At 41.7% G+C, this 23,908-nt stretch carries 12 protein-coding genes; 7 read left to right on the top strand and 5 right to left on the bottom strand.

What is annotated here, in order from left to right; genetic code table 11:
• Positions 1–33: 33 nt before the first annotated feature.
• The 3 genes from BACCELL_RS15480 to BACCELL_RS15490 form a co-directional block, all read right to left on the bottom strand.
• Positions 34–2,478: a glycoside hydrolase family 20 protein gene (locus BACCELL_RS15480; RefSeq protein WP_007212828.1), complete on the bottom strand. Its 2,445-nt coding sequence runs from the start codon at positions 2,476–2,478 to the stop codon at positions 34–36.
• Positions 2,479–2,565: 87 nt separating this feature from the next.
• Positions 2,566–3,267, bottom strand: coding sequence for a Crp/Fnr family transcriptional regulator (locus BACCELL_RS15485; protein WP_007212829.1), 702 nt, complete (start codon positions 3,265–3,267; stop codon positions 2,566–2,568).
• Between the two features lie 195 nt (positions 3,268–3,462).
• On the bottom strand, positions 3,463–5,652 hold the full coding sequence (locus tag BACCELL_RS15490) for a glutamine synthetase III family protein (protein WP_007212830.1): 2,190 nt from the start codon (positions 5,650–5,652) through the stop codon (positions 3,463–3,465).
• 420 nt (positions 5,653–6,072) lie between these two features.
• On the opposite strand from BACCELL_RS15490, the gene BACCELL_RS15495 reads away from it, so the two are divergent.
• From BACCELL_RS15495 to bglX, 6 genes are all read left to right on the top strand, one after another.
• Positions 6,073–8,175: a DUF5686 family protein gene (locus BACCELL_RS15495; protein WP_226810821.1), complete on the top strand. Its 2,103-nt coding sequence runs from the start codon at positions 6,073–6,075 to the stop codon at positions 8,173–8,175.
• Between the two features lie 310 nt (positions 8,176–8,485).
• Positions 8,486–11,629, top strand: a complete 3,144-nt coding sequence (locus BACCELL_RS15500; protein ID WP_007212833.1) for a SusC/RagA family TonB-linked outer membrane protein — start codon at positions 8,486–8,488, stop codon at positions 11,627–11,629.
• A gap of 26 nt (positions 11,630–11,655) precedes the next feature.
• The gene (locus BACCELL_RS15505; protein WP_007212834.1) at positions 11,656–13,173 is read left to right on the top strand and encodes a RagB/SusD family nutrient uptake outer membrane protein; all 1,518 of its coding nucleotides are present in this window, start codon (positions 11,656–11,658) and stop codon (positions 13,171–13,173) included.
• A 20-nt stretch (positions 13,174–13,193) separates the two neighbouring features.
• The gene (locus BACCELL_RS15510; RefSeq protein ID WP_007212835.1) at positions 13,194–15,542 is read left to right on the top strand and encodes a hypothetical protein; all 2,349 of its coding nucleotides are present in this window, start codon (positions 13,194–13,196) and stop codon (positions 15,540–15,542) included.
• Positions 15,543–15,618: 76 nt separating this feature from the next.
• On the top strand, positions 15,619–16,734 hold the full coding sequence (locus tag BACCELL_RS15515) for a family 16 glycosylhydrolase (protein ID WP_052309558.1): 1,116 nt from the start codon (positions 15,619–15,621) through the stop codon (positions 16,732–16,734).
• A gap of 2 nt (positions 16,735–16,736) precedes the next feature.
• Positions 16,737–18,983 (top strand): beta-glucosidase BglX, encoded by a 2,247-nt coding sequence (bglX, locus tag BACCELL_RS15520; RefSeq protein WP_007212837.1) that lies wholly within the window; start codon positions 16,737–16,739, stop codon positions 18,981–18,983.
• Between the two features lie 95 nt (positions 18,984–19,078).
• Here bglX and eno read toward each other — a convergent pair whose 3' ends face one another.
• On the bottom strand, positions 19,079–20,359 hold the full coding sequence (gene eno, locus BACCELL_RS15525) for a phosphopyruvate hydratase (protein WP_007212838.1): 1,281 nt from the start codon (positions 20,357–20,359) through the stop codon (positions 19,079–19,081).
• 75 nt (positions 20,360–20,434) lie between these two features.
• Positions 20,435–20,830, bottom strand: coding sequence for a fluoride efflux transporter CrcB (gene crcB, locus BACCELL_RS15530; RefSeq protein ID WP_007212839.1), 396 nt, complete (start codon positions 20,828–20,830; stop codon positions 20,435–20,437).
• A gap of 225 nt (positions 20,831–21,055) precedes the next feature.
• Between crcB and BACCELL_RS15535 the strand changes: the two genes are divergently transcribed.
• Positions 21,056–23,212, top strand: coding sequence for a glycoside hydrolase family 97 protein (locus BACCELL_RS15535; protein ID WP_007212840.1), 2,157 nt, complete (start codon positions 21,056–21,058; stop codon positions 23,210–23,212).
• Positions 23,213–23,908: the final 696 nt, after the last annotated feature.

A 23,908-nucleotide genomic window follows, 5' to 3' on the forward strand; every position in this document is an offset into this window, starting at 1 on the left:
AAAAGAACTTCTTTCAACCCCTGATTCGCATTATTAATATACTTCTATTTCATCTACATATAAATCCGAAGGAATAATATCTTTCGATGAATCTTTCCGGCAGTCAATGCCATTGCGCAATGTACCACCACTTTTTAAAGTCACTTTGATATAGCGTGCTTCGGCTGGCGTAAATTCCAGTACATCGGTGAACATCTTCCTGCCATGTTCAGGATATTCGCGGGTATAGGAGGTCTGAGCTACTTCCTTGAATTCTTTGCCATTAGTGGACACTTCCACACGAGCTGCGCTTGCGGGCAGTACACGGAAAGCGGGATTATAGAGTGTACCGAATATCACCTTACTGATAGTGGTCGGTTTTTCCAGATCAACGGAAAATACGAGTTCATTGTTGTTCTTTTCATTTAGGCTGAAGGCTACCCATGGTGTGAAGGAAGCGATATTACCGCGTTTTCCATTGGTCAATCCCAGCGTAGTGGTATCTGCGCCTAATATATCATTCTCTCCGAAAATGTCACCGCTCATCCAACCCCAATGAGGAGTGGTGGTGTATTGCTTTCCACTTATCAGGTTTGCATACAGTTTCTTGCCGTTCACTTTCCCCAGCATTTTACCGTTTTTGAAAGCTGCTGCCTGCAAATCAATGTAACCTTCCCAAGTGAATGGCTGAGTGTAAAGTTCAGACTTTGCAGTCGGTGCACTTCCATCTGTGGTATATCTGATTTCGGCATCCGGATAGAATGTTTCCAACACGGCTTTCAATGTGCCGTCGTACACGTGCGTATTGATATTGACATCGAAGAAATTGCGGCATGCTTTTACGTTCATGGCATCCATACGCTCAAAATCTTCTACCATGCGACTCCGGAAGCTGTTCCAGTTCTTCCGGTCGTTCTGTGTCCAGCCCGTCTCTGCCAGGGCGACGGCACGGGGGAATGCCTGATAGTCACGACGTTCATCACTTTGCATGTATTCGTTCCATATATTACCTTGCACACCGATGATATGTTTTTTCACCAGTTCGTCAGCGTCATCGGGAACAGGATTATAACTATAGGTCTTTTTCAGTGTCTGATATCCGCCGATGGTAGTCGGTGCGGTTTCGGGTTCTTCCTGATACTGGTCCAGGTAAGCATACGGGCTGGGAGTCATAATTGCATCGTGTCCCGCTTTGGCGGCAGTGATACCACCTTCCACACCACGCCAGGACATCACTGTTGCATTGGGTGCGAGTCCGCCTTCCAGGATTTCATCCCAACCGATGATATTCCGTCCTTTGCTGTTGAGATATTTCTCCATGCGGGTGATGAAGTAGCTTTGCAGCTTTTCTTCCTTTGTATGTTTCTTACCGTCAATGGCATTCGGAGTGGTATCATCTTTCAGACCTAATTTCTTAATCAGTCCTTGGCAATGTGCACACTTCATCCATGCATCTTTGGGACATTCGTCACCACCGATGTGAATGTATGAACTGGGGAATAATTCCATCACCTCATCCAGTACACCTTCCAGGAATTGGAACGTTTCTTCTTTGGGGCAGAAGACTTCTTCGAATACTCCCCATGTACCGGTAACTTCATACGTCGTATCCGGTCTGCAAGATAGTTCAGGGTAGGAGGCAAGTGCGGCAATGGCATGTCCCGGCATCTCTATTTCCGGAATTACGGTAATGTATTTGCTTGCTGCATAAGCCACTATATCTTTAATCTCTTCCTGTGTATAGTATCCTCCATGTTCTTTGCCGTCAAATATTTGCGGCCAGTTGACAAAATAGTAATCTATCAACGTTTCTTTTCGCTTCGAACCTACTTCCTGTAATTTCGGGTATTTCTTGATTTCTATCCTCCATCCCTGGTCATCAGTTAGGTGAAAGTGGAAGGTGTTCATCTTATGCATAGCAAGCATATCGATGAATTTATAAATGTAATCGGTCGTAGAGAAATGACGGCAGACATCCAGCATCAGGCCTCGGTAAGGAAAACGGGGAGCGTCTTCTACTTCAACAGCAGGCAGAGACCAGTTGGCACGTTTCACAGTTGCCTTTCCGTAGATGGCGGGTGGCAGCAGTTGGTACATGGTCTGTACTCCATAAAAGAAACCGTTGGGATGTGATGCCGAAAGGGTGATCTCATTCGGTGCGATGGAAAGCTTGTATCCTTCCTTGGGCATACCTTCTTCCGTAACGAAGCGTATGTCTGGTTGTTCCGGATTCTCTTGTGAACTGGTTTTCAGAGAAATACCGGAGGTCAACTGAATTTGCGCAATCAAGCTGTCCGCAATGGCTTGTACTTCGGGAGTGCAACCGGCTGTGACGACAGATACTTTATTGCTCAGTAAGAAACGTCCCTCTTGGGGAGTCATCTGATTAGGCATCGGAACGATGTTGTACTCGTTCACCACTTCTTTTTGATTTTGCTGACAGCCGGAAGAGGCACACAGCAGGCTTGCTAATAGCAAAGCACTTAATCCTTTTTTCATGACATAAATGTGTGTTAAGTTTATAAATCGGGCAAAACAGGGAAAAAGGGGGTAGCTGTCGTCAAGGGGGGGAGACGCTACTATTCTTTATCCTATTTTACTTATCTTTTTCAGCTTTTCTTCGTCGATGATCTTTATTTTTCGTCCGTCGATAGTGATTAAACGTTCAGTAGAGAATTGTGATAGCGTACGAATGGCATTGGAGGTTGTCATATTCGACAAATTTGCCAGATCTTCCCGCGAAAGGTATATACTGAGAGTTGAGCCATCTTCTTCCAATCCATAACTTTCTTTGAGGAAGAGCAGTGATTCTGCCAATCTGCCACGAATATGTTTCTGCGTCAGGTTGACAGTGCGCTCGTCAGCAACTCCCAGATCGAAGGATAGTTGCTTGATAAAGAACATGGCAAGATCATTGTTCTGTGTCACCAATGTAGTGATAGCACTCATCGGTATCAGGCAGATCAGAGAAGGTTCGAAAGCGGCGGCAGCAGTGACGTAGTCTTCTTTGGCGAAATAAGCACGGTAACCGAAATACTCGACGGGTTTAATCATGCGGATAATCTGGCTTCTGCCACCGACACCATCCTTATAAATCTTGACTTTTCCATTTAGAAGGCACATAAGGTATTTAGGGGTTTCACCTTCGCAATGAATGACTTCATTTTTCTTATAATTCTGGAGCGTAAAATGGTTAGCGAGAAATTCCCGCTGTTCTTCATTCAGGGGCTCCCACATATCGGCTATCAGCTCCGGAACATTCACGTCTGACAAATTCATTTTTACCATAACTGCTGCAAAACTGTGTTATACAGCACAAATGTAAAAAGAAAAAATTAAATATTGCACAAAAGACACGAAAAGATGCAGTCTGGGGGCAGGAAAATGATAATTTATCGGCGAGATGAAAGGCTGAAGTATCTCAATTCCCCTCCTCCCGGGAATTGAGATAGTCAGAATATCAATAGCTACACCGCTAAGTTATCATTTCGTGAACAGCAATTCCCTATATTTCGGCAATGGCCAGATCTCGTCATCAACTTCCATTTCGAGGTGATCGATGTGGTCACGTATCTTTTCCAGATAAGGACGGACATTTTCTTCGTAGGCGAAAGCCTTGTCCTTGTAGCTATCCATGTGATTGGCAACTTTACGGGCTTCGGTCATTTCGCGTACCAGAACCTTGATGGACGTTACTCGTTTGGATATTTCACGTATCAGTTCCTTGCGGTCAGCACTCAGTACTTCGTATTCTTCGGGAGAGAAGATTTCCTTGAGGCCACGTAAATTCTCTAACAGACGGTTTTGGTAGCTGACTGCAATGGGGACAATGTGATTGATGGCCAGATCACCCAGTACACGGCTTTCTATTTGCACTTTCATCGTGTACTTTTCCAGTTCCACTTCCAGGCGGCAGGCAAGCTCTGTTTCATTGAAGATGCGTTCACCTATCAGTACGGAACGAGACTGGTTATCCATATAATGCATCAGAGCTTCGGGGACGTGGCAGATGTTCGTCAATCCGCGACGGGCAGCTTCCTTTTTCCATTGATCTGAATAGCCGTCACCTTCGAATCGGATAGCTTCGGAAGCAATAATGGTTTCTTTCAAAACACGGAAGATGGCTTCATCTTTACCGATTCCTTCTTCCATCAACTTGTCGATAGAGGCTTTGAATTCATTTAACTGGTTTGCCATAGCTGCATTTATGGCAATCATGGCAGCGGCACAGTTGGAAGAAGAACCGGCAGCACGGAATTCAAAACGATTTCCGGTGAAAGCAAACGGAGAAGTACGGTTGCGGTCTGTCGTGTCGAGAAGGATTTCAGGAATACGTCCGATTCCTAATTTAAGGGTTGTCTTCTCTTCAGCCGTCATCTTGTCATCGCCTACCTGGCGTACGATATCATCCAGAGTAGCTGATAATTGTCTGCCCAGGAATATGGATAGAATAGCGGGCGGTGCTTCATTGGCACCCAGACGGTGGCTGTTGCCGGCACTCATGATAGAGGCGCGCAGCAAATTCTGATTCTTATAGACCATCATCAGTACATTCACCAGGAAAGTCAGGAAAAGCATGTTGCCTTTAGGATTCTTGCCGGGTGCAAAAAGATTGATGCCGGTATCAGTGCAGAGTGACCAGTTGTTGTGTTTTCCCGAACCGTTTACACCGCTGTATGGCTTTTCATGCAGCAATACGGCAAAGTTATGCTTACGGGCGATACGTTTCATCAGGTCCATTACTAACTGGTTATGATCGTTGGCAAGGTTGGCATTCTCAAAGATGGGAGCCAGTTCAAACTGGTTGGGTGCAACCTCGTTATGGCGTGTTTTTGCCGGAATACCCAGTTTGTGACATTCTATTTCCAGTTCTTTCATAAAGGCTGTTACCCGTGGCGGAATAGAACCGAAATAGTGGTCTTCCAACTGTTGGTCTTTGGCGGAAGAATGTCCCATTAGCGTGCGTCCGGTCAGGCAAAGGTCGGGGCGGGCGTTGTATAGGGCAGAGTCTACCAGGAAGTATTCCTGTTCCCAGCCTAAATTAGTGAACACGCGGGTTACATTTTTATCGAATAACTGGCATACTTCCGTGGCAGCTTTGTCTACGGCACCGAGTGCTTTCAGCAATGGAGTTTTGTAGTCCAGCGCTTCGCCGGTATATGAGATGAAGATTGTAGGGATACACAGAGTTGTATCTACCACGAAGGCGGGAGAGGAAACATCCCATGCTGTATATCCGCGTGCTTCAAATGTATTACGGATACCTCCGTTGGGGAAAGAAGAAGCGTCCGGTTCCTGTTGGATGAGCAATTTGCCGGAGAAGCGTTCAATTACATTTGAATTTTCTCCGAATTCGATGAATCCATCATGTTTCTCAGCTGTACCATCCGTCAGCGGTTGAAACCAGTGAGTGTAATGAGTAACGTTCAGGGATTTGGCCCAACTTTTCATGCCGTTTGCTATCAGGTCAGCTATCTCTCTACTGATGGGAGTTCCTTTTTCGATAGCATCTGTTACAGCTTTGTAAGCTTCTCTGGGTAGATATTCCTGCATTTTCTTACGGTCGAACACGTGGCTTCCGTAGTAATCGGATAATTTGTTCGAAGGGGTTGTAACTTCAAGAGGGCGCCGGTTGGCAAGCTCTTGCAAGGCGTAAAATCTCATTTTTGACATATTTGTCCTTCTTTTGTTGGTTGTTGGGTGCAAAATTATATGTTTTTTCCGGAAGTACCCCTATTTTTTAGGGGGTATTATTGAAAATAATGTGTTTTTTATGCGGATACCCCCTAAAATATTCGGGGATGTTACAGAGAAAACTCTTTTAGGGGATTTTATCTCCGCTCTTTTCTATATTGAAGTTATATCTGGGCTGTAATGAAGAATCTTTCATCAGGTTTCTTAAAAAGAGAGGTATTTCGTCGTTTTACAACCTTTTTTTCTATATTTGTCCCTATATATTTGGAGGTATTGCCGTTGAAACGCGTCTTTTGTATAGGAACCTTGCTATGTCTTTTGCTTTCAGCTTGTCCGAAAGTGCAGGCAGCTTCTATCCCTGATCCTTACGATGCGAGCTTGCTTTCTGCGGACTCTATAATGAAAAAAGTCATCTTCTTTGCTCCTTTTTATGAAAGTATTATCGACGACTATAGAGCCGATCTTTATATTAAGGGAAAAGTGAATCTTCGCAAGAAAAATCACATCTTACGCTTTATTCCTACCATGTTCCGCATCCGGAAAGGAGTGAGGGAGTATATGATGGAAACTTATAGTGACTTGCATTTTACTGCTCCCGACATTTATGATCAGAAAGTAAAAGCCAGTGTCGGTACCACTTCCGAGTTTTGGGAACTGGACGGAAGGTTGCCGGAATATTTCCATGTTAATATCTACGCTTCTACCTTATTATATGATAAGCTTCTTTCGCCTCTGGCTCCAAATGCGATGAAATATTATTCTTATCATGTCGATTCGGTAATGGGTAAAGTGCATGATTTGCAATATAAGATTAGTTTCAAACCGAAAAGCAAAAGCTTTCAGTTGGTCAGCGGTCACATGGTGGTCAGTGAGAATGTCTGGAGTGTGCGTGAGATGCATTTTAGCGGACGTTCTGAAATGTTGCGTTTCAACAATATGATACGTATGGGAGATGTGGGTGAATCGGATGAGTTTTTGCCTGTACATTATGATGTGGATGCCACTTTCCGCTTTCTGGGCAATGTGGTCGATGCCAATTATATTGCTGCTCTCGATTATAAAACCATTATTCAGAAAGACCCTTCACGGATGGACCGGAAAAGATTGAAGAGCAAGTATGATCTGTCGGAGTCCTACACATTGCGCAGTGATACGAATGCCTACAAGAAGGATAGTTCTTATTTTGAGAGTATACGTCCCATTCCGTTGACTGTACATGAACAGGACTTATATAAAGATTTCTTTTTAAGCCGTGATACTTCATATCGATATAAGAAACCCAAAAATAAGAATCTGGAATTTTGGGGACAGATCGGTGATGCGCTTATCAGCCGCTATACGGTAGATCTTTCGAAACTGGGCAGTGTGCGCTGTTCACCGCTTATCAATCCATTCTTGTTGAGCTATAGCGGGAAGAATGGTTTTTCTTACCGGCAGGAATTTAAGTATAACCGTATTTTTACGGGTGACCGTTTGTTACGTATCGTTCCCAGATTGGGTTATAACTTCAAGTATAATGAGTTTTATTGGTCGATAAAGTCAGATTTTGATTACTGGCCACGTAAGCGCGCGGCCCTTCACGTTAACCTGGGTAACGGCCACCGCATTTATAGTAGTAGGATGCTGGATGAATTGAAAAACATTCCGGATAGTGTTTTCGATTTTGATCAGATACAACTGGATTATTTTAATGACTTATACTTGCAGGTGCGCCATAGCTGGGAGGTTGTGAACGGTCTGTCACTGGATGTCGGTTTCTCCATGCATAAGCGTACGGAGGCCAATCGTTCGATGTATGTATCCACGAGGGCGACTTCGCGAAGTGTAGGCTCTTCTTCAGAAGTTTATCCTGATTGGACAGAGAAAATGCGTCATTCTTACAATAGTTTTGCTCCGCGTGTCCGTCTGACGTGGACGCCCGGTCAGTATTACTATATGAATGGGGATCGTAAAGTGAACTTACATTCCAAATATCCCAGTTTTTCAGTGGACTGGGAGCGGGGCATCAATGGGGTTTTTAAAAGTACCGGTACGTATGAGCGTGTAGAGGTGGATATTCAGCACTCCATTCCCTTGGGGTTGATGCGTGATTTTTATCTCCGCTTTGGATGGGGTGCTTTTACTAATCAAAAAGATATATACTTTGTGGATTTTGCCAATTTTACCCGTTCCAATCTTCCCGTGGGATGGAATGATGAAATTGGCGGTGTATTCCAGTTGCTTGACGGGCGGTGGTATAACTCCTCCCGTAAATATCTCCGTGGGCATTTGACGTATGAATCTCCCTTCCTGATGTTGCGTCATTTGGTGAAGTATACACAGCATGTGCTCAATGAGCGTCTTTATCTGAATGCTTTGGTTGTTCCGCATCTGAACCCTTATGTTGAGGTTGGTTATGGCATCGGCACCAATATTTTTGATTTCGGAGTCTTTGGCAGCTTTGCCAATTGGAAATTTAAGGAGATAGGTTGCAAATTCACTTTTGAGTTATTCAACCGATAATCTTTAAGTTTTTCCTGTATTTCTGTTATTAACTTCCTTTATAAATTACCCGGCTTTCGTGTTATTGTAGTTTAGAAAAACAGTGTTCTATGTTCTATAACATGCAATGACGTATTCGATGAAAGTATAGTATTTTCTCTGATTATCAATTGTTTATTTGTTTTTGACGTATTGATAACGTATTCTGAATTTTGAATTGACGTATTTAAGAATGGGTACTTAGGGCTTCTTTTATTGCATTTTACTCTATGTTTGCAGTGTTCAATTGAGAACGAAACCGAGAATTGTTAATCTTAATTTAGTAAAACTTATGAAAAAGTTATTATCAGTTTTATTTTTACTGAGCTTTACCTTAGCTTCTGCTGTATATGCACAAGATATACAGATAAAAGGTACGGTGGTAAGTGGTGCGGACAATGAACCCTTACCTGGAGTAAATGTGGTGGTGAAAGGTAATGCCACTACGGGAACAATCACCGGTATAGACGGTGAATTTGCTTTGTCGGTTCCTTCCGACGCAATCCTTTCTATTTCTTATATAGGATTCAAATCACAGGATATTCCATTAAACGGTAAACGTGAATTTAAGATTGTATTACAAGAAGATGCGGAAGCTTTGGATGAGGTTGTCGTTGTTGGCTATGGTGTTCAAAAGAAGAGCGTAGTGACTGCTTCAATTGCTAAAGTATCATCAGATGATTTAGCTTTCACGGCACCTGTTCGCGTGGATAATGCTTTGAAAGGATTGGCTGCTGGTGTAACCGTAACTTCATCTTCTGGTCAGCCGGGTGCTGCTGCACAGATTCGTGTGCGTGGTATTGGTACAGTGAATAACTCAGATCCACTTTATATTGTGGACGGTATGCCACTTGAAGGTGGGCTTGATTATCTGAATCCCAATGATATTGCCTCTATTGAAGTGCTAAAAGATGCTGCTTCGGGTGCTGTTTATGGTGCACGCGCTGCTAATGGTGTAGTTTTGGTTACAACTAAAACAGGTAAGGAAGGTAAAACAAAAGTGACTTATGATTTTTCTTATGGTTGGCAGAATCCTTGGAGAGAACGTGACGTGCTGAATGCCACAGAATATGCAATCATGATGAATGAAGGTGCAATAAATTCTGGACAAGCTCCTAAATATAATGATCCTTATTCTTATGGTGTAGGTACTAATTGGCAAAAAGAAACATTTAACAATGATGCTCCTGTCATGAATCACCAAGTGAGTGTAAGTGGGGCATCAGAAAAAGTTAATTATATGTTTTCTTTAGGATATTATGGGCAAGAAGGTATTGTAGGAGGTAACTATAATCGTTCTAATTATAATCGTCTCACTCTGCGCAGTAATACTCAATATACTATTTTTGACGAAAGTAAGAACCGTAATTGGTTGAATAGTCTGAAAATTACTTCGAATTTATCTTATGCACGTGTGAAGGCTAGATCAATAGAAGCGAATTCTTCTTATTATTCACCGTTAGGATCAGCTTTGGCTTTATCTCCAATTCTTACTCCTTATGCGGAGGGTGATGCAGCTGATGCTCAGCTTAAAAAATATGAAGGTGATTCAAACTATACCCCGGTTTATAGTCCAGATGGGAGGCTTTATACGATCCCTGGTGGTGATTTTAATGAGATGATTAATCCTTTGGCTTCTTTGTCATTACCTGGTGCTCTTTCAAAGACTCATAAATTTGTAGCTAACTTTTCTGCAGACTTGCAACTTTGGGATAATTTGAAGTTCAGAACTTCCTATGGAGTTGATATCCAGTTTTATAGTAATGATGGGTATACTAAGAAATACTATTTAGCATCTGGTCTTAATTCATCAAAGTCTAATGCCTATTCTGAAAAGACGGATGCGACTGTGTGGCAATTGGAAAATGTATTGATGTATGATAAAACAATTGATAAACATTCATTTTCTATTGTTTTAGGTCAATCTGCCAAGAAGTCTACTGGTTCATATTTGGGTGGTAATCGTGATAATATTATCAATCTGGATCGTCCTTATATTGATGCTTCTAATGGCTTGTCTGATGAAGGACAAATGAGAGTTTGGGGTGGTCCTAATGATGTGGCTACATTAGCTTCTATGTTTGCTCGTATTAGCTACAACTTTGATGAACGTTATATGTTGCAGGCTACTGTTCGTCGTGATGGTTCTTCCCGTTTTGGTGCTAATAATCATTATGCAACTTTCCCCTCTTTTTCTTTAGGATGGAACCTCACTAATGAAAAGTTTATGGAGAAGCGCCCGGAATGGTGGACGAATACCAAAATTCGCCTTTCTTGGGGTAAGAATGGTAATGAAAATATTGGTAATTTCAAATATACAACTCTAACTTCTACAGGCCATAATGTTATTTTTGGTCAAAGTGAAAGTACTTCATTAGGTGTGAAAGCATCTGGTCTCGCCAATCCAGATTTGAAATGGGAAGAATCGGAACAATTAGATTTTGGACTTGATTTTGGTTTCTTTAATAATGCACTGACGTTTACAGTCGATTATTATAAGAAAAAGACTAAAGGTATGTTGATGAAGATGAATATTCCTTCTTATGTGGGTGAAGAGAAACCATGGGGTAATGTTGGTACAATGGAGAATAGAGGAGTTGAAATGGAACTTGCTTATAAATTTAGTAAAGGCAATTGGAATTTTCGCGTAGCAGGTAATCTATCTTATCTGGAAAATGAATTAATCGAATATGGTAATGATACAGGATGGGATAATCTGGATAGTTTCCGCACAGCCGGTACTGTTAGTCGTGCACAAAATGGTAAGCCTTACCCTTATTTTTATGGATATAAGACTGCGGGTATTTTCCAGAATATGGATGAAGTGGTAGCTTATATCAATAAAGATGGTGGAATGATCCAACCAAATGCTGTTCCTGGTGACGTGCGTTTTGTTGATATGAATGGTGATGGAAAAATAACGACTGATGATTGTACAGATATTGGTAAAGGTATGCCAGACTGGACTTATGGTTTGAATTTTAATGTTTCTTGGAAGAATTTTGATTTGAGTATGATGTGGCAAGGAACCATTGGTAACGATGTATATGATGCAACCCGCCCTATTGATATTGCTAATGCTAACCTTCCTTCGTGGATGTTAAATCGTTGGACAGGTGAAGGCACTTCAGACAAGTATCCTCGTTTTGCATGGGGGGATAATACAAACTGGCTTTCTTCTGATCTTTACGTTTATGATGGTAGCTATTTGCGTTTGAAAAATATTCAGTTAGGTTATACACTGCCTAAAAATTGGACAAGAAAAGCTTTTGTTTCTTCATTGCGTGTCTATGTGGCAGCTGAAAATTTGTTGACCTTTACTAAATATCATGGTTACGATCCGGAAATCTCATCTGGTGGTACATCGCTTGGCATTGATCGTGGTGTATACCCACAATCAAGAACTTGGACAGTAGGAGCTAATTTAACATTCTAATTATTGAATCTAAATACTATAAAGATATGAGAAAAAATACATATATAATCGCAGGTTTGATTTCTTCTGTTTTTTTGATGACAGGATGTGCTGACTCTTTTTTGGAGGTTGAATCTAAGACTCAGGAAACTATTGATACATATTTCACGACTGATGAACATGTACAGGAAGCTGTAGTAGCTGCTTATGCACCTTTACATTGGACGGATTGGGATGGTAATCAGTATTCTCCGGTTTTGCAGGCGAGTGATATTATGGCTGACGATCTTTGGGTTGGAGCAGCTAGTAAAACAGACCAAGCGCATTTACATTTGAGCGCAAATTATGAAGCGGTGCCTACTAATTGTATACAAAATATTTGGAATACGGCTTATAAAGGTGTAAAACGTTGTAATGATGTACTTACTTATATTGGTTGGGCTGGGGAAAATCTAACGAAGGAAAGTGCAACCTATTATGAAGCTCAAGCCCGTGTACTCCGGGTGTTCTACTATACATGGTTATGGAAATTCTATGGGAATATTCCTTATTATGAGGCCAATTTGACTTCACCTTATTTGACTGAACAATTCCAAGCTGATGCGGTATATAATGCTATGGTTGTTGATTTGGAAGGTGCTATTGCTCTGAACGCATTACCAATGAGAGAAGAATCTAAAAATTATGGTCGTGTTACTTTGGCAATGGCTTACATGCTTTATGCGGAAATAGTGATGTATCAGAATGATGATTCTCGTTATACTACAGCTTTGAAGTATATGACAGACATTATTAACAGTGGTAAATATGATTTGGTTGATAATTATGCAGGCATTTTCAGGGAATCTGGAGAATGGAGTACTGAATCTATTTTTGAAATAAACTATAAGGATGATCAAGCAACTCGTAATTACACTGATAATGTGTTTGTTGCTGGAGGAACTGTATTGCCCACGATGATGGGACCTGATGGCTGGGTTGATGGAACTGATGGACATAATAACGGTTGGGGGACTTTCCCGGTACGTACAGAAACTTATAATATGTACAGTGATGAGGATACTCGTCGTGATGGTACATGTTGGAATGCAGCAGCTGCCGGAACTTATAATTCCCGTTATCAGGATACAGGCTTTTTTCTTGAAAAATATACTGCTCATACTGGTGACAATGCCGATTGCAGTAATGACCCGCAAGTGAACTATAATAATAATTTTCGTATTTATCGCTTTTCTGAAACTTTGCTTAATGCAGCTGAGCTTATAGTACGTAATGCTGGTTCGGGTGATGCTAAAGAATATTTGAATCGCGTGCGTAAACGTGCAGGATTAACTACCGAATTGGAACCTACAGTCGATAATATTATCGAAGAACGTCATTTGGAGTTTGTTGGTGAAGGTAAACGTTACTGGGATTTGGTTCGTACAGGTAAGGCTTCTATTGTGTTGGTTCCCGACGAATATGGTTATCGTACCAATACTTGGAGCATTAATAAGAAATACTTACCTATTCCACAAAGTGCTATTGATTCAGCACAAGGTTCGTTAACTCAAAACAATTACTAATCATTAAAAAGAAAAAGATTATGAAAAAAATATATAGTTATATCGGGGGCTTACTGCTGGTGTCAGTGCTTGCTTTTATGGCTTGCTCTCCAGAAGATTTTCCTTCTGTGTCTGAAGGAGGGATACCTATAGCTTCATCTTATGAAGATGCTGTTGAGATTCTTGTTGACCAAGAAACCAATCAGGTTACTTTCAATCTGAATAGTAAAGGCTGTATGCCTGTTTGGATTATAGATGGAAAAACTTATTCTACAGTAAACGGACTAAAGAAAATATATACTAAGTCTGGTGATTATACGGTAGATGTAAAGATAGCTAATACGAATGGCATCAGTGACGGCACGTTTACAAAGACATTCCATGTTGATAATACGATTATTGATTTCACAAAATATATCACTTTCTTGAGTGGAGGGACATCTAAAGAGTGGATGGTAGCAAAAGATGAAGCAGGACACTTAGGCTGTGGTGAGACTGGAACCGATGGTTTGGGTTGGTATTCAGCTACAGCTAATGAAAAGGCTGATATGGGACTTTATGATGATATTGTTACTTTTGATTCAGAAAAGAACTATACATATAATCCAGGTGAAGGTGGTACAGTGTTTGTGAATACGGGATGTTCTGCTTTTAGCGAATTTAATCCTAATGATGGTAAAGATTTTATGGCTACCGTTAGTGAACAGAAAGCTACTTATGATTTTGATGTAGTGGGTAATGACCTATATATTACATTTCCTTCGCAAACGCTTTTTCCATACATTGCCAATGATGCCATTTACCAGACTCCACGTTACAGAGTGCTTTCTATGGATACCAAGAAGATGGAATTAGTTTCTGATAATGGAGAAATAGCTTGGCACTATACCCTGACGTGTGATAACACGAAAACATTTACTGGTTTCAAGTATAATCATGACTGTAATATGTGGAAGTCTGCTGTTGTTGCTGAGCCTGCATTCTATTATGCACCGGGATGGGTACAGATAGCCAATCCTGAATATACGCTAAATGGCAGTACTTATAAAGTAACCTTACCTATTGCTACTACTGAAAAATGGCAAGCGCAGATGCCTCTTGTATCTGATGTGGCTACAAATTCTGCTACAACCTATGATTTTTCAGTTATACTCACTTCAAGTAAGAATCATGGAAACGTTACAGTCAAATTGGTCGATAGTGCAGATGACGGAATTTATTATTTTGAAGAGAGTCTGAAGTTGAAGGCTTATGAAGATTATGTCTTCTATCGGTCTGACATGCCTGGGCTTGATATTGATAATGTAAAGCTTGTATTCGACTTTGGTGGCAATGAAACAGATACGGAGATGACTATTAAGAATATTGTAGTGAAAGAACATAGTTGTGACGATGGTACAGTACTTCCGGCAGAAGAGCCGGAAGAACCGGAACCAGAGGTAACCTGGACTCCTGATGGTCCTGCTAATTTCTGGAATGGTGCTACAATTACGAATGAGTTTTATTATGCTCCTGGCTGGAACCAGATTGCTGATCCTGATTTTGAGGTAAATGGCAATATTTATAAGGTAACACTGCCAGAGCCTACTACTGATCAATGGCAGGCGCAGGTTAAATTCCTTACTGATATGCAGACTACTGTAGATAAGACTTATGATTTCCGTATTATTATGAATTCGACGCAAAATATTAAGGGGGCAACTGTGAAGTTGGTACAACATGGTGATGATAATACATTCTATTTTGCTGAAAAGGTAGAATTGAAAGCCTATGAGGATGTAATTTTCCAGCAAATTAATATGGCAGGTCTTGATATGTCAACTGTAGATCTTGTGCTTGATTTTGGTGGTTGTCCTGCTAGCACAGAGGTTACGGTAAGTGGCATTATATTGCAGGAACATAATGGTCCGGTAAAGATAAACTGGAATTATGACTCGGCTTGTAATATGTGGAAGAGTTCTAAATATACGAATGATTTTTATTATGCCCCGGGTTGGACCCCTATTGAAAATCCTGGCTTTGAAGCAAGTGGCAGTGCCTTTAATATAACATTACCTAATGCTACAACTGATCAGTGGCAGGCGCAGGTGAAGTTCTTGACGGATATGACTACGAATGCGTCGACATCGTATGATTTTCATTGTGTATTGAATTCCTCACAAAAGTTGAAAGCTACACTAAAGATGGTGTTGCATGGTGATGATAATGCTTTCTATTTTGTCGAGAGAGTGGATTTGGCTGCTTATGAAGATTATACATTTGAGCAGACAGCTATGCCTGGCATTGATATGAATAATGTCGATTTTGTACTTGATTTTGGCAGCAATCCGGATAATACGGAAGTAACTGTTAGTAATATTATTTTAAAAGAATCAAGTTGTAACGAATAATAGTTAATAATTAATGTGCACGGTTGATCATATGAAATTAGCCGTGCATGTTTTAATGCATTAGATTATGAAATGTATGAATTTATACTCTTTATTGTTAGTGGTGTTAATTTTTGTGAGTTGTGGAAGTAGCAATGATGCCTCTGGAATGATTGCCCCTACTGTCAATGTATCACCTACCCAGGTATCAGCTACTTATGAAGGAGTCGTTACAAAGTTATCGATTACTTCCGATCAGGAATGGACAGCTTTTAGTGGAGATGCTTGTAAAGAATGGGTTAGCTGTAAAACGTCTGGTAGTATTGGTACACAAGGTACTGTGGAAGTGACAGTTAAAGCTAATACTAGCAATCAGTCTCGTGAAGGAGAGATTATAGTAAAGTCTGGAATAACGCGTATTTCGATTCCTGTATCTCAGGATGCAAAACCGGAAGAACCTGTGGACCCAGATATACAGGTTCCTGAAGGGTACAAATTAGTTTGGCAAGATGAGTTTAATAATACTTCTTTGAGCACTCCAGATGAAAGTCTATGGAAATATGAAACAGGGCATGGTACCGATGGTTGGGGTAATAATGAAATTCAGAACTATATTGCTGGTTCTAAAGATGGAGTCGTATGCGCGGATGTAAGTAATGGTACATTAAAAATCATAGCACAGAAAGTGGGTGATGAAGTCTACTCCATTCGAATGAATACTCGAACAAATTGGAAATATGGTTACTTTGAAGCTCGTTTGAAGCTACCGAAAGGAAAAGGTACTTGGCCTGCTTTCTGGATGTTACCTGATCCATTCACCAGCTGGCCTGATGGTGGAGAGATTGATATAATGGAAGAAGTGGGATATGATCCTAACAATGTACTTTCTACTATTCATTGTGGTGCTTATAATGGCAGTAACGGAAAGCAAAAAGGAGATGGTTCTTATATTGCTACAGCCCAAACAGATTTTCATATATATGCAGCAGAATGGACTGAGGATTATATAAGTTTTCTAGTAGATGGAAAAGAGCATTTTCGTTATACGAATGATAAAACGGGTACTGCTACCTGGCCTTTCTTTACAAACTTTAATTTGAAGTTAAATCTTGCGTGGGGAGGAAATTGGGGAGGTGCTCAGGGCATAGATGAATCGGCCTTACCTGCAACTTACGAGATTGATTATGTACGTGTATTTCAAAAAAATAAGTAATCATGGTTAGATTGTCATTATTTTGCTTGCTTTTACTTTCTTTTGTCTCTTGTACGCAAGTAGCCAATAAAGGTAGTGATGCGGCAACCGAGAAAAAAGTAGAATCTCTCCTGTCTAAGATGACCCTTGAGGAGAAAATCGGTCAGATGAACCAGATTTCCTCTTACGGTAATATCGAGGATATGAGTGCTTTGATTAAGAAAGGTGAAATCGGTTCCATCTTGAATGAGGTGGATCCGGTGCGTATTAATGCGCTACAGCGCGTGGCAATGGAAGAATCCCGTTTGGGTATTCCTTTATTGATAGCGCGTGATGTCATTCACGGGTTTAAAACAATTTTCCCTATTCCCTTGGGACAAGCGGCTTCGTTCAATCCGCAGGTAGCGAAAGACGGTGCACGGATAGCAGCTATTGAAGCTTCGTCTGTAGGTATCCGGTGGACTTTTGCGCCAATGATTGATATTGCCCGCGATCCTCGCTGGGGACGTATTGCCGAAGGGTGTGGTGAAGATACGTACCTTACTTCCGTAATGGGAGCAGCTATGGTAGAAGGTTTTCAGGGAGATTCGCTGAATAGTCCTACTTCAATTGCAGCTTGCCCTAAACATTTTGTAGGTTACGGTGCAGCCGAAGGAGGACGTGATTATAATTCCACGTTCATTCCCGAACGTCGTCTGCGCAATGTTTATTTGCCACCTTTTGAAGCTGCCACCAAAGCGGGTGCAGCCACGTTTATGACTTCATTTAATGATAATGATGGAATCCCTTCTACCGGGAATGCTTTTATTTTGAAGAATGTACTCCGTGACGAGTGGGGATTCGATGGTTTTGTTGTGACGGACTGGGCTTCTGCCAGCGAAATGATAAGCCATGGTTTTGCCGCCGGTTCAAAAGAAGTGGCAATGAAATCTGTGAATGCAGGAGTAGATATGGAAATGGTGAGTTACACTTTTGTGAAGGAACTGCCGGAATTAGTGAAAGAGGGAAAGGTGAAGGAAAGCACTATCGATGAGGCTGTTCGTAATATTTTGCGTATAAAGTATCGTTTAGGATTGTTTGATACACCTTATGTAGATGAACAACAAACATCTGTCATGTATGCTCCTTCTCATTTGGAAGCAGCTAAGCAAGCCGCTGTTGAATCGGCTATTCTGTTGAAGAATGATAAGGAAGTGTTGCCGTTACAGCCATCTGTGAAAACTGTTGCAGTGGTAGGACCTATGGCTAATGCACCTTATGAACAGTTAGGTACTTGGATATTTGATGGTGAGAAAGCTCGTACTCAGACTCCGTTGAACGCTATTAAAGAAATGGTTGGCGATAAAGTACAGGTGATTTATGAACCGGGACTAGCATATAGTCGTGAGAAAAATCCGGCAAGTGTGGCTAAAGCAGCTGCCGCCGCTGCACGTGCAGATGTCATTCTTGCTTTTGTGGGTGAAGAATCTATTCTTTCGGGTGAAGCTCACTGTTTGGCTGATCTGGATTTGCAGGGTGATCAGGGAGCTTTGATTACAGCTTTGGCTAAGACGGGTAAACCTGTAGTGACTATTGTGATGGCGGGTCGTCCGTTGACTATCGGTAAAGAAGTCGAAGAGTCGACTGCTGTTCTCTATTCATTCCATCCGGGCACAATGGGCGGTCCTGCATTGGCTGATTTGCTTTGGGGGAAGGCTGTGCCGAGTGGAAAGGCGCCGGTCACTTTCCCGAGGATGGTGGGACAAATTCCTGTGTACTACGCTCATAATAATACCGGACGTCCGGCTACACGGAATGAAGTGTTGCTGAATGATATTGCTGTTGAGGCAGGACAGACTTCACTGGGCTGTACTTCCTTCTATATGGATGCGGGTTTTGATCCCTTGTTTCCGTTTGGTTATGGCTTGTCGTACACCACATTTAAGTATAGCAACATCAAACTGGCGTCTGATGTACTGAAAAAAGATGATGTGCTGACAGTGACATTCGATCTGGAAAATACCGGGAAATATGAAGGAACGGAAGTAGCTCAATTGTATATACAAGATAAGATTGGTTCCGTGACTCGTCCGGTGAAAGAACTGAAACGCTTCACTCGTGTGACATTGAAGCCGGGTGAGAAAAAAAGCGTTTCGTTTGAACTCCCTGTTAGTGAACTTGCATTTTGGAACATAGATATGGCTAAAGTTGTGGAACCCGGAGACTTTGGGCTTTGGGTGGCAACGGATAGTCAGTCCGGAGAAGAAGTTTTCTTCAAGGTAGTAGACTGATTGGTGATTTTAAGGTTAAAGTAGAAGAGGGGCGGTCCGTGATGGTTCGCCCCTCTTGATTATTTTATTTTTTGACACTTAAATAGAATTCATGGTTATTTTATACGTTTATAACCGTAAACAGCATTAGCGCCCAGTTCTTCTTCGATGCGAAGCAACTGATTATATTTTGCCATACGGTCGGAACGACTCAATGAACCGGTTTTGATTTGTCCGCTATTGGTGGCAACGGCGATGTCGGCAATCGTAGCGTCTTCCGTTTCCCCGGAGCGATGGGAGGTCACGGTAGTGTATCCGTGGCGGTGAGCCATTTCGATGGCATTCAATGTTTCGGTCAGGGAACCGATTTGGTTTACTTTAATTAGAATAGAGTTGGCACAACCTTTTTCAATACCCATGGCCAGGAAATCAACGTTAGTAACAAAGAGGTCGTCACCTACCAACTGGCAACGGTCGCCGATGCGGTCGGTAAGTTTCTTCCAGCCTTCCCAGTCATTTTCGCTCATGCCGTCTTCGATAGAGTCGATGGGGAATTGGTTGATAAGTTGTTCCAGATAGTCAATCTGTTCGTCAGCTGTGCGTTTCTTGCCTTTCTCGCCTTCGAACTTGGTATAATCGTAGATTCCGTCTTTATAGAATTCAGAAGAAGCGCAGTCCATGGCAATCATTACATCTTTGCCCGGTTCGTATCCGGCAGCTTTGATGGCGGCAATAATACTGTTCAGGGCATCTTCTGTACCTTCCAGATTTGGTGCAAAACCGCCTTCGTCACCTACAGCAGTGCTCAGACCACGATCTTTCAGTACTTTCTTTAAAGCGTGGAATACTTCGGCACCCATGCGCAGACCTTCACGGAAGGAAGTTGCACCTACAGGGCGTATCATGAATTCCTGGAAAGCAATAGGAGCGTCACTGTGTGAACCACCGTTGATGATATTCATCATCGGTACGGGCATTACGTATGTATTGGTACCACCTATGTAGCGGTACAGGGGGATATCGAGATAAGCGGCGGCAGCTTTAGCTACGGCGAGGGATACGCCGAGAATAGCATTTGCGCCCAGATTTGATTTCGTTTTCGTTCCATCCAATGCCAGCATGGTATGATCGATGCCCATCTGGTCGAGGGCTGACATTCCGACAAGTTTCGGAGCGATAATATCATTGATGTTTTCTACAGCTTTTAATACACCTTTGCCTCCATAGCGTCCTTTGTCGCCATCACGGAGTTCCAATGCTTCGTGTTCTCCCGTAGAAGCGCCGGAAGGAACGGAAGCACGGCCCATAAAGCCTGATTCCAACATTACATCTACTTCCACTGTGGGATTTCCTCTTGAATCGAGGATTTCACGTCCGATAATCTTTTCTATTTTCATAATTATGATATTATTTGTAATTATTTTAAATAGGAAACAAGAAGCAATCGGTTTTTGTTCAGAATATAGTTGTGTTTAGTGATTAGTGGTGAGTGATAAGTGATTAGTGCCGACTGCTCCTCCCGCCAATGCAGCCAATATTCCCAACGTGATGCTGATTAAGGTATATGCTATAAATGTTCCATAGAAACCACCTTTCAGCAAGGTCAGACCATCATTGGAAAAAGTAGAGAAAGTGGTGAATCCACCGCAGAAACCGGCTGTCAATAACAGACGCATTTCGGGCGAGAAATTAAAACGGGCGGAAAGGGCATAAAACAATCCGATGAGAAAACTGCCGAAGATATTGACTGTAAATGTTGCCCAAGGAAAGGAATAAGGGATGATCCGTTCGTGCAGTAGTTCCTGCACATAGTAACGGAGCACACTGCCTGTTCCGCCACCAAGGAAAATGTATATCAATTCTTTCATTTTTATTCTGTTATTATTCCGATAATGCCTGCAAAGGTACAATTTTTCATTTATATCGGGTTTATATTCCGGTTTTTCCCCTTAATGCTTAAAAATCAGAAACTAAACCAGTTATGCAAACGTTTGCCGGTAAATCATCTATATTTTCATTTTATTCCTTCGTTCACATGTCATTTCATCCTTATATTTGCATCACGATTATAATTCTCTAAAATAATTCAAATCATGAAAAACATGAAAGCAATCAAATTGTTCTGTCTCTTGCTCTTTTTGTTTGTAAGCAATTGGGCAATGGCTGAGAGTATCACCTCGCCGAACGGACAACTGCAACTGAACTTTTCAGTGAACGCACAAGGTGAACCGATCTATGAACTTTCCTACAAAGGAAAAGCTGTTATCAAACCTTCTAAACTCGGCTTGGAACTGAAAGATGCTCCGGGACTGATGAATGGATTTACACTGGCAAATACCCAAACTTCCACTTTTGATGAGACTTGGGAGCCGGTGTGGGGTGAAGTGAAACAAATTCGCAACCATTATAATGAGATGGCTGTAACGTTGAACCAGAAAGCGCAAGATCGCAATATGATCATCCGCTTCCGTCTGTTTGATGACGGTTTGGGTTTCCGTTACGAATTTCCTTTGTCTAAGAACCTGAATTACTTCGTTATCAAGGAAGAACGTACTCAGTTTGCCATGACAGGCGATCACACTGCTTTCTGGATACCGGGCGATTATGATACACAGGAATATGATTATACAGAATCTAAGCTTTCTGAAATCCGTGGCTTGATGGATGGTGCAATCACTCCTAATTCTTCACAGACTACGTTCTCTCCGACGGGTGTACAGACTTCTCTGCAAATGAAAACAGCTGACGGTCTTTATATTAACTTGCATGAGGCTGCTTTGGTGGATTACTCCTGTATGCATCTTAATCTGGATGATAAGAATTTTGTATTCGAATCCTGGCTTACCCCTGATGCAAAAGGAGATAAAGGATACCTGCAAGCTCCCTGTAAGTCTCCGTGGCGTACGGTTATCGTAAGTGATGATGCCCGTGATATTCTGAATTCCAAACTGACGTTGAATCTGAATGAGCCTTGTGCTTATGAAGATGTTTCCTGGATTAAGCCGGTGAAATATGTAGGCGTATGGTGGGAAATGATTGCCGGAAAGAGCACTTGGGCTTATACCGATGATCTGCCTTCTGTAAAATTGGGTGAAACGGACTATACCAAAACTAAACCTAACGGACGTCATGGTGCTACCAATGAAAACGTAAAACGTTATATAGACTTTGCAGCTGAAAATGGACTTGATCAAGTGCTGGTAGAAGGTTGGAACGAAGGATGGGAAGACTGGTTCGGTCATTCTAAAGATTATGTATTTGATTTTGTAACTCCATATCCTGACTTTGATGTAAAGATGTTGAACGCTTACGCTAAAAGTAAGGGTGTGAAATTGATGATGCATCATGAAACTTCGGCATCCGTACGCAATTATGAACGTCATATGGATAAAGCCTACCAGTTTATGGTAGACAACGGTTACAATGCAGTGAAGAGTGGTTATGTAGGCAATATGATTCCTCGTGGAGAGCATCACTACGGTCAGTGGATGAACAACCATTATCTGTACGCCGTGACTAAAGCTGCCGAGTATAAGATTTGCGTAAATGCCCATGAAGCTGTGCGTCCTACCGGACTTTGCCGTACTTATCCTAACCTGATTGGTAACGAGTCTGCCCGTGGTACGGAATATGAGGCTTTTGGTGGCAGTAAACCGTTCCACACTACCTTGCTTCCATTTAATCGTCTGATTGGTGGCCCGATGGATTATACTCCTGGTATCTTCGATACAAAACTTGATTTCATGGGCGATCTGCCTCATGGACAGGTACAGACCACTCTCTGTAAGCAGTTGGCTCTTTACGTGACATTATACAGTCCGTTGCAGATGGCTGCCGATTTAGTTGAGAATTATGAGAAGCACATGGATGCTTTCCAATTCATCAAAGATGTAGCGGTAGATTGGGATGATAGTAAATATCTGGAAGCGGAACCGGGTGATTATATTACGGCAGCTCGTAAGGCGAAAGGAACGAATAACTGGTTTGTAGGTGGCATCACAGATGAGAATGCACGTACTGCTAACTTTACTCTGGATTTTCTGGAACCTGGCAAGCAGTATGTAGCTACTCTTTATGCTGATGGTAAAGATGCTGATTACAAAGAGAATCCGACTTCTTATCAGATAAAGAAAGGTATTGTGACCAGTAAGACTAAGATGTCTGTGAAGTTGGCACGTAGTGGTGGCTTTGCCCTGAGTTTGATTGAGGCTACTCCGTCAGACAAGAAGGTTGTGAAGAAATGGAGATAGATAAGATTCATCGGAAACTCTCAGATTGAGAGCTACTCTAAAATTAGGGTAAAAAGAGGTTTTTATTAGGCATTAGGTAAATAAGGGGTGCACTTCAAAATTTGAAGTGCGCCCCTTTCTTTTTTCTTTGTATGACTTCTTGCTGAGTTTCTTAACTCAAGGGCCCAGGTTTGTTGCTGCAAAATAGAATCGATGCTTCCACAACTTAATAAGACGATTGAGCAAGAACTTGATGGTATGGCTTGATTACCCCTGAAATGGGAGGCTTTGCATTGACTCGATGGTTGCAGATAATGCACTGAATTATATCATTTGTCACTAAATTGGAATAAACATTAGAAGTCTTGTGATGTAACAAAGTTTGTCCTGTTTTCAAGGTATTAAGAGCTTGTTTCCAAGAAGTTAAGAGTTTGTCGACAAAGAGTTAACTTCCTGTCGACAAACTCTTAACTTCTTGTAAGTGACTAATTCCCAGAGTGGTTTTAAAGTGCCTTTGTCGTTGAGGTAATGAGCGAAATAGTGTTGAATAAAATTCCTTATTGTCTGGTGTGTTAATCATAGCTTGTATAGGGCTACACCTTTTGCCGCAAAGGGTGTAGCCTTACATACAAAAGGGTGTAGTCATCCGGGGTAAATGGTGTAGCCCTTTTGGAAGTGCCCTTACAGGTACTTGTGGATAGGATTAAATGATATGAT

Source organism: Bacteroides cellulosilyticus DSM 14838 (genome assembly GCF_000158035.1).
Lineage (GTDB): Bacteria > Bacteroidota > Bacteroidia > Bacteroidales > Bacteroidaceae > Bacteroides > Bacteroides cellulosilyticus.